Genomic DNA, 13671 nt, shown 5'->3' with positions numbered 1-13671 from the left:
CCCTCTTTTTTACGACTCGTGAAGAGTCATCCTGTTTTCTCCCCTTGTGGGAGATTTTTTTTGCTCGCGACTCTTGCGCGGTCACGGGAGAAAATGGTTTTCCTTTACTGCGAATCGTGATTCAAACGACTCGATGATTCATAGCGAGTCGTTTTAAGGCTGCAGAAAGGGGACCATGCCGGATTTTTTGCTGGAAACGGAATATGGAGGCCGCGTGGCTGGCGTGGATGAGGCCGGTTGCGGCCCTCTCGCCGGACCTGTCGTCGCGGCTGCCGTTGTTTTCGGCGCAGGCGTTCCTGATGATCTGGCGGCGAGCATCGATGACTCCAAGGCGCTGACAGCGGCCCGTCGCGAGGCCATCGCATCACGACTGCCAAGCGTTCCGGGCATCGAAATCGGCATTTCAGCCGCTTCTGTCGAAGAAATTCTTCAGCTCAATATCCTGAAGGCCGCACAACTCGCCATGGCCCGGGCTGTGAGCAAACTGCCGTCCCCTCCCCGCATTGCTCTGGTTGACGGCAACCGCAAGCCGCCACTCGATGTGCCTGTCCGCACGATTGTCGGTGGAGACGGCATCAGCCTGTCCATCGCCGCTGCCTCGATCCTCGCCAAAGTCACACGCGACAGAATCATGAGCCGTCTGGACACACGCTGGCCCGGCTATGGCTGGGCGAAGAACGCAGGCTACGGCACCGCTGCGCATCGAAACGCCATTACGATCCAAGGGTGCACTCCGCACCACCGCCGCGGCTTCGGCACCGTCCGCAAGCAGCTTGAACTCACTCTCGCCACCGGAGGCCCTGCATGAGCGGCGCTATCAAGAACACTTCCGACCTCCCGCTCGACAAGATTCTCTGCGGTGAATGCGTCGATGTCATGCGCAGCCTGCCGACCGCCAGCGTGGACTGTATCTTTGCTGATCCACCATACAATCTTCAGCTTCGCGGTGAACTACGCCGTCCGGATGACAGCGTTGTCGATGGCGTGGATGATGACTGGGACAAGTTCTCGGATCTGGAAGCCTATGACCGCTTCACACGGGAATGGCTGACCGAAGCCCGCCGCCTTCTGCACAAGGACGGCACGATCTGGGTCATTGGCTCGTATCACAATATTTTCCGTCTGGGCGCGATCCTTCAGGATCTCGGCTTCTGGATTCTGAACGACATCGTGTGGCGCAAGTCCAATCCGATGCCGAACTTCCGGGGCCGCCGCTTCACCAACGCACATGAAACGATGATCTGGGCCGCCCGCAGTCAGGACAGCAAGTATCGCTTCAACTATCAGGCCATGAAAGCTCTGAACGATGACGTCCAGATGCGCTCGGACTGGTATCTGCCGCTCTGCACCGGCAATGAACGTCTGCGGAACGAACACGGTCTGAAGCTGCACCCGACACAGAAGCCTGAAAGCCTGCTGCACCGCGTGCTGCTCTCCTCCACGGCTGAGAACGATGTGATCCTCGATCCCTTTACGGGCACAGGCACAACAGCCGCCATGGCCAAGCGCCTGCGCCGGCATTTTGTCGGCATCGAGCGCCATCCTGATTACGCAAAAGCGGCTGCCGAGCGCGTTGAGCGTGAAGAGCCCCTGCCGCAGGATGCCGTCGCGACCACACCGATGAAGCGGGAAGCGCCGCGTGTTCCGTTCGGCAGTCTGGTCGAACGAAACTTCATTACTGCCGGAACGGTGGTCTTTGACCGTCAGCGGCGTATATCCGCCACGGTGACGCCGGACGGCACGCTGGTCAGCGGGGCACAGCGCGGTTCCATCCACAAGCTGGGCGCGCTGCTGACGAACGCTCCCTCCTGCAATGGCTGGACGTTCTGGCATTTCGAACGCGACGACACGCTGGTTCCGCTAGATGCCCTGCGGGCGGAAAGTCTTGTGGCTGACGCGGAAACTGTCGCTCTTTCCAGCACAGAGATACCCATCGCAGCCCAGTGACCGGATCGAAACCGACGCAGTTATACCCGCTCGGCCTGATCCATCCGCAATGAATGCGTATCCAGGATACATTTCCCGGCAAGCTGATCTGAAGTTCCGTCGGAAAGCCATTCAGCAGAATATCTGAACGGCTTTCATATCTGAAATCGAAGCGAGAGCCGGAACGCTTTGCCGCGTCAGTCAGTGATGCTTCGTCAAAGATACTGCGATTGAAAAAGGCGCCCCGAAGGACGCCTCATCCAGTCATTCAATCTGCCGCAGACGGCTTCAGCTACCGCCAAAGCCAAGAAATCCGACCGATGGCTGGGCCTGCCCGCCTGAGGCATCGTAGCGGCGGTCGATGACCGGTCGCACTTTGTCGCGGGCCGCACGACCACCAATACTCAGATGGCCCGATCCGTTTCTCATGCTGATACCGGAGTTCGCGACAGTGCTGGTCGTCACGCCTGCTGAATCATCAATGGTCCGCATGGAGAGCAGAAAGAACATGATGTCGTTGCGGTTCAGGTCGATGGCCATATCCAGCGGCGTCTGACCCAGCACATTGTGCCCATTCAGATCGGCGCCACGGCTGACCGCCTCCTTGGAAGCTCCAAGGCTGCCACGGTTGATCGCTTCAAACAGGGCCGCTGTCGGCTCCATGTCGCCGTTGGCGTGACCGGCTTCGTCTTCATTGGACTGCGCGCCCGGCAGCGCAGCAGGAGGCGCAGCCTTGCGGGCATCCCGTCTGGCCTCAGCCTCTTTGGCGGCGTCTTCCGCTTCCTCCTGATCGGCATCCTGCGCGTGGGCGCAGTGAAGGGGCGTCACACAGGCCGCTCCCGCAAGCAGCAGAAGAGGGATGAGCGCCTGCCGGACGGACCGACGTTTCATATCAGAACAGAAACTGTACATTGTGCGATTGGTACTCCCAGCACCTCATCACTTAGTAAAAAAAACGCTTTTTTGCCAGAGATGCCGAATCGGTATTCTTCTGAAATGCAAAATAATTATCCCATCCGCTTTTCAGATGCCCACTGTAGCAAAACCTGTCATTGCGTTGCAGTATTTCACAGTGAAGCCCTTGATGAAAACGGTTTGCAATTGGCCCGCAAAAAATTAATAAAATTTCATACCCGTGACTGTTTACGATTTATGAAAAAAATATTTGTATTTTCAATGTGTTAAAATTGAACACCAATGCAATCCGGGATTTCTTTTAAGGACCGAAAGCAACGCTCCTGAATGTTGAAGAAGGGGTTTTTGCTGCTATGCAGACCTCAGGGTCAGATCGCTGCTGCATCGTCATCGGCCCTTCAGGAACACCCCGACAGAACCTGCGGACGGACATCGACAGAAGTTATGAGTGAACACAATTCTTCTCCTGCTGCCTCTCCGTCCTCTTCAGCCCGCCGCCCCCCCCGCTCCCGCCGCTGGATATGGGTCGTTGCTGTCCTTCTGCTGCTCGGCATACTGGCGTATGTGTTTCTCGGTCACCGCGAGAAAGCCAGCCATAGGGTAGGCTCGGTCACCGGCGCAGCCCAGCCCGTCACCGTGGAAACAGTCGCAACGGGCGACATGCCTGTCATCCTGACCGAGCTTGGAACCGTGGTTCCGATCACCAACGTCACGGTCCAGACCCGCGTCGAGGGCTACCTGATGGACGTGAAGTTCACGGAAGGCCAGCACGTCAGGAAAGACGATCTGCTCGCCGTCATAGACCCCCGCCCTTATGAGGTCGCCCTTCGCCAGTATGAGGGGCAACTCGCGCAGGATCAGGCCCAGCTTGAGCGCGCCCGCATTGATAACGCCCGCTACCAGAAGCTGATCAAGCAGGACAGTGTCGCCGCCATGACGGCGCGTGATCAGGAGTTCACCGTCAAACAGCTTGAAGGCACTGTGAAGGTCGATCAGGCGCTGGTCGATAACCAGAAACTCCAGCTCGTCTACTGCCATATCACCGCTCCGGTTGACGGACGTGTTGGCATTCGCGCCGTGGACAAGGGCAACTACGTGACGGCCGGTCAGTCGGGCGGCCTTGCCATCCTGACCCAGATGCAGCCGATCTCGGTCATCTTCACCCTGCCGCAGGACCAGCTTCCGGAAGTCGCCGACCAGCTTCGGGCCGGTCATCCCTTGCAGGTGGAAGCGTGGAACAGCTCCAATACTCAGAAAATCGCCACAGGCAGCGTCAGCGCGCTGGACAGCCAGATCGATACCTCCACGGGAACCGTGCGCTTGCGTGCTATTTTCCCGAATGAGGACGAACATCTGTTCCCCAATCAGTTCGTGAACGCCCGCCTGCTGGTGAAAACGCTCCACGATGCGATCATTGTCCCATCGAACGCGCTTCAGACCGGACCGAACGGGCAGTTCGTCTATGTCGTGAAAACCGACAGCACCGTCGAGGTCCGCAACGTCAAGCCCGGCATCGCAGATGGCACACGCACGGTGGTTACCGACGGGCTGAAGCCGGGCGACCGGGTGGTGACTGACGGCACCGACCATCTCCACGCCGGAGCCGAAGTGACCATTCCTGCCGACCATCCGGACACGACCAAGCAACAGCAGGACGCCCACCCTGCCTCGTCGCATCACCGCCACAGCAACGCCAACTGACGCCAGACCGTGAACCCCTCACGCATCTTCATCGAGCGGCCCGTCGCCACCACCCTGCTGATGGTGGCGATCCTGATAGCCGGTCTGCTGGGCTATCACTTCCTGCCCGTGTCGGCCCTGCCGGAAGTCGAATATCCGACGATCACGGTGCAGACCTTCTACCCCGGCGCGGGTCCGGATGTGATGGCCACCTCCGTCACCGCGCCGCTGGAGACCCAGTTCGGACAGATGCCGGGGCTGGACCAGATGACCTCCCGTTCCTCGGGTGGCGCCTCGGTCGTCACACTCCGCTTCGGGCTGAGCATGTCGATGGATGTGGCCGAGCAGGAAGTGCAGGCCGCGATCAATCAGGCCAACTCGCTGCTGCCGACAGATCTGCCCGCCCCGCCGACCTACGCCAAGGTCAATCCTGCGGACACCCCTGTACTGACCCTCGGAATCACGTCGAAAACGATCCCGCTGCCTGAAGTCGAGGATTATGTCGATACGCGGCTTGAGCAGAAGATCAGCCAGATTTCCGGTGTCGGTCTCGTTACCCTGTCGGGCGGCAACCGCAAGGCGCTGCGGGTTCGGGTCAACATTCCCAAGCTGACTTCGTACGGTCTCGATCTCGATACGCTGCGGACCACGATCGGCAATGTGAACGTCAACTCCCCGACCGGCACGTTCGATGGCGCACAGCGCGCCTCAACCCTGCGCGTGGATGGGCAGATCGCCAGCGCGACGCAGCTTCTGAATCAGGTGATCGCCTATCAGAACAACGGCCCGATCCGGCTGAAGGATGTCGCCACGGTCGTCGTGGGCGCGGAAAACACCCAGCTTGCCGCCTGGGCCAACACGACCCCCGGCCTTGTGCTGAACGTACAGCGCCAGCCGGGTGCGAACGTGATCGCGGTGGTGGACAACATCAAAGCGATCCTGCCCCGGCTTCAGGAATCCATGCCGCCGGGGATCGACATCGTTCCCCTCACCGACCGCACCACCACCATCCGCGCTTCCGTCGCGGACGTGGAGTTCGAGCTGTTTCTGGCGCTGGCGCTGGTCGTTGCAGTGATCTTCGTGTTCCTGCGCAACATCCCGGCCACGATCATTCCCAGCCTCTCGGTGCCGCTCTCCATTGTCGGCACATTTGCCGTCATGGATCTGCTGGGCTTCTCGCTCGACAATCTCTCGCTCATGTCACTGACCATCGCCACCGGCTTTGTCGTGGACGACGCCATCGTCATGATCGAGAACATCTCCCGCTATATCGAACAGGGCGATGACCGGATGACCGCCTCCCTGAAAGGCGCGGGCGAAATCGGGTTCACCATTATCTCGCTGACCATCTCGCTGATCGCCGTGCTGATCCCGCTCCTGTTCATGGGTGATGTGATCGGGCGTCTGTTCCACGAATTCGCGCTGACGCTGGCCATCACCATCATCCTTTCGGCGATCGTCTCCCTGACGCTTGTGCCGATGATGTGCGCCCGCCTGCTGACCGAACGTCCGCACACGGTGGAAGACGCCACGACATGGTTCCAGCGCTGGTCAGCCCGTATGGAGGTCGCCACCAATCGGCTCATCGCGACCTATGACCGGGCGCTGGACGTCGTGCTGGCGCACTCGGGCACCACGCTTCTGGTTTTCGGAGCGACCCTGCTGCTGACCGGCTTTCTGGCCTGGGAAATCCCCAAGGGGTTCTTCCCCGTTCAGGATACCGGCGTCATTCAGGGCATCTCCGTCGCCGCTCAGGCCACGTCTTTCGACGCGATGAAGACTCATCAGCAGGAACTCGCTCAGACGATCCTGAAAGACCCGGATGTCATGTCGCTGTCCTCCTTCGTGGGTGTGGACGGACAGAACTCGACGCTCAATCAGGGTCGTTTCCTCATCAACCTGAAACCGCATGACGAACGCAGCGGCTCCGCTCAGGAAGTGGCGGCGCGTCTGAGTGAGGAAACCGCGAACATCGCGGGCATCAGCCTCTATCTCCAGCCCGTGCAGGATCTGTCACTCGACACGACAGTCGCCGCCACACAGTACCAGTTCCTGCTGGAAAACCCGGACTACAACGAATTCAAGATATGGGTGCCGAAGCTTGTTGAGGCATTGCAGCAGGAACCGGCCCTGTCGGACGTTACCTCCGATCTTCAGGCGGAAGGACTGGTCGCCCGCGTCACGCTCGATCGCTCAACCGGCGCGCGTTATTCGATCACACCGCAGACCATCGACAACGTGCTGTATGACTCCTTCGGCCAGCGGCAGATTTCGACCATCTACACGCAGTCAAACCAGTATCGCGTAATTCTGGAGGCCGACCCGGCTTTCCAGAAGAACCTTTCCTCACTGGATCAGCTTTACCTGCCGGGCATCTCCGGCAACTCCGGCGAAAGCACTTCCGGTCCAACCCGCTCGCCAACCTCCGGTCTTGTGCCGATGGCCGCCGTCACGACCATCACCCGGGAAACGGCCCCTCTGCTGATCACGCATTTCGGCCAGTTCCCCGCCACGACAATCTCTTTCAATGTCTCCAGCGGATATTCTCTCGGACAGGCGACAGAAGCCATCCGACGTGTCGAAAAGAAGGTTGAGCTGCCTGCCGCCTTCCAGACGTCCTTTCAGGGAACGGCGGCGGCGTTTCAGGGCTCACTGAGCAACGAACTGTTCCTCGTCGCGGCGGCGCTGATCGCGGTCTATATCGTGCTCGGCATTCTCTATGAAAGCTTCGTGCATCCGGTCACGATCCTGTCCACCCTGCCCTCCGCCGGTATCGGCGCTCTGCTGATGCTGCGGATTTCCGGCGCGGGGCTGGATGTGATGGGAATCATTGGCCTCGTGCTGCTGATCGGCATCGTCAAGAAGAACGCCATCATGATGATCGACTTCGCGCTGGAAGCGGAGCGTGAGCATGGCATGTCTTCGCTCCAATCGATCCGGCAGGCCGCGACGCTACGTTTCCGCCCCATCCTGATGACAACGCTGGCCGCCATGCTCGGCGCGCTGCCGATGGTGATTTCTACCGGCACGGGCTCTGAACTACGCCGTCCTCTGGGTCTCGCCATTGTCGGCGGTCTGGCTGTGTCCCAGCTTCTGACGCTTTTCACCACGCCGGTCATTTATCTGGCGCTCGATACGATGGCCCAGAAATGGAACCGTCGTTTCAGCAACGCCCATACGGCACAGGGAACGCAGCCTGCCGGTGAACAGGGCTGATCCGGCATGAGCCCCTGCCGTCTGTTCATTGAAAGACCGGTCGCCACCACTCTTCTGACAGTGGCGCTCCTGATCTCCGGTATTTTCGGCTATCTGAAACTACCCGTTGCGGATCTGCCGAACGTCGATTTTCCCGTCATCATGGTGCAGGCGCAGCAGGCAGGCGGCTCTCCGGAGGAAATCGCCAGTTCGGTGGCGGCCCCTCTGGAGCGCCATCTTGGACAGATTGCCGACCTGACGGAGATGACGTCGCAATCGACGCAGAATCAGGTCCGGATCATGCTCCAGTTCGAGCTGACCCGCGATATCAACGGAGCGGCGCGTGACGTGGAGGCGGCCCTTCAGGCGGCCCGTGCGGACATGCCCTCCTCACTCCGACAGAACCCGAGCTACAGCAAAGCCAACCCGAACGGCGCTCCGGTGCTCATCCTGGCCCTGACGTCTCCCACCCGCACTGCCGCCGTGCTGTACGATCTGGCCAGCAATGTGTTGCAGCAGCATCTTTCGCAGGTGCGGGGCGTCGGCATGGTGCAGGTTGCGGGCAGCGCCCTGCCCGCCGTACGTGTCGAGATGAATCCTCTCAAGCTGTTCCAGTATGGCATCGGCTTCGAGGACGTTCGCGCCGCGCTCGCCTCGGCCAACGCGCATACACCCAAGGGCATCATTGACCAGAACGGCCTCCGCTTCACGCTTGACACCAACGATCAGGCCCGTTCGGCACAGGCCTACCGTGACCTGATCATCGCCTATCGCAGCAACAGACCGGTCCGTCTCTCGGATGTCGCCGTCGTCAATGACGGTGTCGAAGATCTCCGCAACGCCGGTTTTTTCAACCAGCAGCGCGCCGTCATCGGGGTCGTCTTCCCGCAGGCCGGCGCCAACGTCATCCACACGATCGACCAGATCAAGGCCATGCTGCCGGCCCTGCGCACGGCGCTTCCGCAGGATGTATCGCTGCATCTGGCGCTGGACCGGTCGCTGACCATCCGTGCCTCTCTGGAAGACACCCAGACCACGCTGGTCATCGGCGTCGTCCTCGTCGTGCTGGTGACGCTGGCGTTCCTGCGCTCGCTGCGAATGACCCTGATCCCGGCCATCGTGGTGCCAACCTCGATCATCGCGACCTTCGGCGTCATGCGGCTTCTGGGCTATTCGCTCGACAACATGTCGCTGATGGCCCTGACGGTCTCGACCGGTTTCGTGGTCGATGACGCGATTGTCGTGCTTGAGAATATCGCCCGCCATATCGAAGAGGGTGTGCCGCCAAGAGAAGCGGCGCTCAGGGGCGCTGAAGAAGTGGCCTTCACGGTCATTTCGATCACTGTCTCACTGGTCGCGGTATTTCTGCCGATCCTGCTGCTCGGCGGGCTGGCAGGGCGTCTGTTCCATGAACTGGCGATGACCGTGTCCATCACCATCGTCATTTCCATGCTGCTGTCCCTGTCCCTTACCCCGATGCTGGCGTCGCGTATCCTGCGTCCGCACAACCACACAGACCGCAATGCCGCTTCCCCGAACTGGTGGCGCAGAATTACGAACTGGTTGGGAGAGTTGTTCGGCTCCGCCATTACCGCCGTGGAAAACGGCTATGCCCGAACGCTCGATGTCGCTTTGCGGCATAACCGGCTTGTCCTGCTCAGTCTGCCAGCAACCGTCATTCTGATGGTGGCCGTGTTTCTGGCGATGCCAAAAGGCTTCTTCCCCAACGAAGACACCGGCATGCTGATGGGACATCTGGTGGGCGACCAGTCGATTTCCTTCACCGCCATGACGCAGAAAATCGACATGGTCGAAAAGGCGGTTCTTCAGGAAAAGGAAGTGACCAGCATCGCAGGATTTATCGGCGGGCGCGGTTCGTCCAATCAGGCCAGCCTGTTCCTGCAACTCAAGGACAAGAGCCAGCGTGGACCGGGTGCGAGCCTCATGCTGCGTATTGCGAACCGACTTCATGATCTGGTCGGCGCGCAGTTCTTCCTGATGGAGCCGGGAGGCGTACGGGCCGGGGCGCGTCAGGGCAATGCGTCCTACCAGTATACATTGCAGGGTGATTCAGCAACGGAGCTTTATAGCTGGTCGCCCAAGCTGATGGCGGAGCTTCGCAAGCATCCTGAGATTCTCGATCTCTCCAGTGATGTGCAGCAGGGCGGCTCGGCAATCGTCGCCAGAATAGACCGCGACACCTCGGCGCGTTTCCAGATTACGCCGCAGTTGATCGCCAACACGGTGTATGACGCTTTTGGCCAGCGAGCGGCTTCCGTCATCTACAACACGCTGAACCAGTATCGTGTCGTCATGGAAGCTTCGAGCGAGTTCTGGAGCGACCCAAACACCATCCGGCAGATATGGGTGGCAACCACGGGTGGCACGGCATCGGGTGGCACCGCCTCCAATACCATCCGGGTCAAAACCGGCACCGCTGAAGGCAGCACGAGCAGCAGCACGCAGGCCAGTATCAGCAGTCAGAATTTCAAAAACCAGATCGCCAACAAACTGGCGGGCGGTGCTTCGGCCTCCAATGGTTCCGCCGTCTCCACCGGACGCGCCTCGATGGTGCCGCTGACCTTCATCACGGACATCACCCCGTCCCGGACGCCGGTTTCCGTCAATCATGAAGGCCAGTCCGTAGCGTCCACCATCTCTTTCAATCTGGCGAAGGGTGTGGCTCTCAGCCGCGCCGTGCAGATCATTCAGGACGAGACGGTCGCTCTGCACATGCCGACCACCATTCACGGCAGTTTCGCGGGTAACGCGGCGCAGTTCCAGAAATCGGTCAATGACGAGCCGCTTCTGATACTCGCCGCTCTGGTCGCCGTGTACGTCGTTCTGGGCGTTCTTTATGAGAGCTACGTACATCCACTGACCATTCTCTCCACCCTGCCCTCCGCCGGCGTCGGCGCGCTGCTGGCGCTCGAACTGTTCGGCGAGGATTTTTCCCTGATCGCCATGATCGGTGTGATCCTGCTGATCGGCATTGTGAAGAAGAACGCCATCATGCTGGTCGATTTTGCGATTACCGCCGAACGGGAAAACAATATCCCGCCGTTCGAGGCCATCCGCACCGCCTGCCTGCTCCGTTTCCGTCCCATCATCATGACGTCGCTGGCCGCGGCCCTCGGTGCCCTGCCGCTTGTGTACGGTAATGGATATGGCGCCGAGATGCGCCGTCCTCTGGGCATCGCCATCGTGGGCGGCCTGCTGGTCAGTCAGGCCCTGACCCTCTACACAACTCCGGTTGTCTATCTGACGCTGGATCGCCTCGCGCTACGGTTTAAACGTCGCCGCAATCGCCTGCCCCCCAACGCCAACCCTCAGGACGCCTGACGCGGAATGAAGACTCATACTCACCCCTCCCGCCGTCGCATCGCCCTTCTGCTGGCGCCATTCCTGCTGTCCGGCTGCATGGTCGGTCCGGACTACAAGCGCCCCACGGCCATCATCTCTCCCCGGTTCAAGGAACTGAAACCGGCGGCAGGCTGGCAATACGCCAATCCAGCGCTGGCGGCGGCTTCCAAGGGCAAGTGGTGGGAAATCTATAATGATCCCATCCTGAACGGACTGGAAGACAAGGTCGAGATCAACAACCAGAACGTCATCCAGTATGAGGCGCGGTATCGCAATGCCCGCGCCACGATCAACGCCATTCGCGCGCAGCTTTATCCGACCCTGAGCGGCTCCCTCAGCTTCAATCGCAACAGCACGGGACGCGGGTCCCGTAATGCGTCTTCAGGTGTTCTGGTCAATTACGGAACAGGCACAACCTCGACCACCTATACGCCATCCAATTCGACGGAAAACACATACGCCATGGGCCCCACGGCCAGTTGGGATCTGGATCTGTGGGGATCGATCCGTCGCCAGATTCAGGCGCAGGTCACAGAGGCTCAGGCCACCGCCGCCGATCTGGCGAACGCCAAGCTCTCCTATCAGGCCCAGCTTGCGACCGCCTATTTCAACCTTCGGTATCAGGACAGCCTGAAAGACCTGCTGCACAGAACGGTTCTGTTTTACGAACATTCATACCAGATCACACAGAATCAATATAACGCTGGTGTCGCTGAACCGACGGCCCTGCTTCAGGCGAAGACACAGCTTGAACAGACCCGTGCGCAGGAAGTGCAGGCCGGGATCGCACGAGCGCAATATGAACACGCCATCGCCGTGCTGATGGGCGAGGCTCCGGCCGATCTGACCATAGCACCTGGTCGTCTGTCCGCTACGGTCCCCGTCATCCCGGTTTCGGTGCCCGCCGACCTGCTTCAACGTCGCCCGGACATCGCGGCGGCGGAACGACGGATGGAGGAATACAACGCCCGGATTGGCGCGGCGATCGCGGCCTTCTACCCGGACGTAAAACTGACGGCTTCCTATTCCTATAGCGGCGATCCTGTCGGCGCGCTCGTGCAGGTGGCAAACCGCATCTGGTCACTGGGTGCCGCTGCGACGGAAACCATCTTTGAAGGGGGAGCCCGGACCGCCGCCGTTCATGAAGCCAACGCAAATTATGACAGCTACACCGCCACCTATCGCCAGACAGTCCTGACAGCGTTACAGGGAACGGAAGATCAACTCTCCAATCTGCGTATTCTGTCAGAACAGGCGACCCAGCAGGCCATCGCTCTGGACGCCGCCAACAAGGCTGCTACGGTCGCGATGAACCAGTATCTGGCCGGGACGGAGATTTACACCACCGTCATCACCGCACAGGTCACAGCTCTGTCCAATGCGGAAACGGCTCTGTCGATCCAGCAAAGCCGCATGGTGGATTCCGTCAGCCTGATCGAAGCACTGGGCGGTGGCTGGGATGCGTCCTCCCTGCCAAGCAAGGGCTCCATGCAGACCGACAACCCGCTCCTTCCAAGTTTTATCCAGAAGGATAAAAACTGACACAAGCGGAACAGCGAGCGTCAGTGGGACAGTCGCGGTTTTGGTGGATGTTCACCAGATCAGTGAGAAGACGGGAGCAGTATCCGGTTATCGACTGTATCCCCTGTCGATGAGAAAGACAGGCGGACCAGTACACTCCCAAGACTGTTGGACCTATAAGATATCCGCGTCCCGCCCCGACATAGCGTCATGTTCCGCAGGACTACCCAAGGCTTCACAGGTCGCATGGTTGCGAGGCAATACCACCCGGCCGTCCTACAACCTGATACCGCACCTTATCTGAAAAGCGTCAGCACCGCGATGACGCTCAGGACAGTGGTGCGCGGCTCATGTCGTGCCGGAGAACGTAACTTCCCCAGAGAGCCGTCAGTCGAAACCTGACGGCACGCCGTGGCGCATTACTGTCCGGAAGGCAGGGGCAGCACCCGTATATCGCCCGCGATCTGATCCGCCGCCTGTCCCAGCAGAGTGCTCAGCGCGCTGACCATACCTTCGGTACCCGCTGCCGCGGGCATCACCAGATGGATGGACCTGTTGGTCTTCAGCGCATCGCTCTCCGCACGATGCACGGAAACCTGAGCATCCATAACGGCATTTCCGGAAGTGTCCCGCGAGAAACGTGTCACGACCAGCTCGACGAAAGCCTGCGGCTCCGCTGACGTCGCATCATCCTGCACAAAAAAGCTTGTGCCGGGCAGACGGTGACGCAGGTCATTCGCCAGAACATGCGGAATCTGATCCGCAAGCGGCGCACTCCAGGCGTCTGACTTTGAAACATCCAGCCTGTAGCCACTATCGCTCAGCACGACACGGTCGCGGTCCAGTGTTTCCGGAATTGTCGGTTTACGGATTTCAACCAGAGCAGGAACCGCCACCCCGGAGAACGACGGAACTGTCGGCGCTGCCGATGTCACGGGCTGAAGCGTGTAAAGCGATGGATCTGAGGAGCTGCATGCCGTCAGCGTCACGCTGGCAACGGCGAGAAGCATTCCGCCCAATACTGCACGAGAGAAAGACCCTGCGGAGACAGGATGGTTTTTCTTTTCCATG

Annotated in this window: 8 protein-coding genes; 6 read left to right on the top strand and 2 right to left on the bottom strand. The window is 60.0% G+C overall.

Annotated features, from left to right (window positions below):
- Nucleotides 1–175: 175 nt before the first annotated feature.
- Nucleotides 176–808 (top strand): ribonuclease HII, encoded by a 633-nt coding sequence (locus tag LKE90_RS02710; protein ID WP_291490737.1) that lies wholly within the window; start codon nucleotides 176–178, stop codon nucleotides 806–808.
- Nucleotides 805–1947, top strand: a complete 1143-nt coding sequence (locus LKE90_RS02705) for a site-specific DNA-methyltransferase (protein ID WP_291490735.1) — start codon at nucleotides 805–807, stop codon at nucleotides 1945–1947. The genes LKE90_RS02710 and LKE90_RS02705 overlap by 4 nt, the downstream gene beginning before the upstream one ends.
- 267 nt (nucleotides 1948–2214) lie before the next feature.
- On the opposite strand, the gene LKE90_RS02700 is transcribed toward LKE90_RS02705, so the two are convergent.
- Entirely contained in the window at nucleotides 2215–2838 is a 624-nt protein-coding gene (locus tag LKE90_RS02700; protein ID WP_291490733.1) for an ankyrin repeat domain-containing protein, read from the bottom strand.
- A 447-nt stretch (nucleotides 2839–3285) separates the two neighbouring features.
- Here LKE90_RS02700 and LKE90_RS02695 point away from each other — a divergent pair, with 447 nt between their 5' ends.
- The 4 genes from LKE90_RS02695 to LKE90_RS02680 are packed head-to-tail and all read left to right on the top strand — an operon-like array spanning nucleotide 3286 to nucleotide 12621.
- A complete protein-coding gene (locus LKE90_RS02695; RefSeq protein WP_291490731.1) occupies nucleotides 3286–4542 on the top strand; it encodes an MdtA/MuxA family multidrug efflux RND transporter periplasmic adaptor subunit in 1257 nt (418 codons plus the stop codon).
- Nucleotides 4543–4551: 9 nt separating this feature from the next.
- Nucleotides 4552–7737 carry an efflux RND transporter permease subunit gene (locus LKE90_RS02690; RefSeq protein WP_291490729.1) on the top strand — a complete coding sequence of 1062 codons (3186 nt, stop codon included), beginning with the start codon at nucleotides 4552–4554 and terminating at the stop codon, nucleotides 7735–7737.
- A 6-nt stretch (nucleotides 7738–7743) separates the two neighbouring features.
- Nucleotides 7744–11058 (top strand): efflux RND transporter permease subunit, encoded by a 3315-nt coding sequence (locus LKE90_RS02685; RefSeq protein WP_291490727.1) that lies wholly within the window; start codon nucleotides 7744–7746, stop codon nucleotides 11056–11058.
- A 6-nt stretch (nucleotides 11059–11064) separates the two neighbouring features.
- Complete coding sequence (locus LKE90_RS02680; RefSeq protein ID WP_291490725.1) at nucleotides 11065–12621, top strand: efflux transporter outer membrane subunit; 1557 nt, start codon at nucleotides 11065–11067, stop codon at nucleotides 12619–12621.
- 398 nt (nucleotides 12622–13019) lie between these two features.
- Here the strand turns inward: LKE90_RS02680 and LKE90_RS02675 are convergent, their stop codons facing one another.
- Nucleotides 13020–13670, bottom strand: coding sequence for a PqiC family protein (locus LKE90_RS02675; protein ID WP_291490723.1), 651 nt, complete (start codon nucleotides 13668–13670; stop codon nucleotides 13020–13022).
- Nucleotide 13671 lies beyond the last annotated feature (1 nt).

It is taken from the genome of Acetobacter sp., from assembly GCF_022483985.1.
Classification (GTDB): domain Bacteria; phylum Pseudomonadota; class Alphaproteobacteria; order Acetobacterales; family Acetobacteraceae; genus Acetobacter.
Note: the sequence above shows the minus strand (reverse complement) of the source record. Positions and strands in the feature narration are given on the sequence as shown.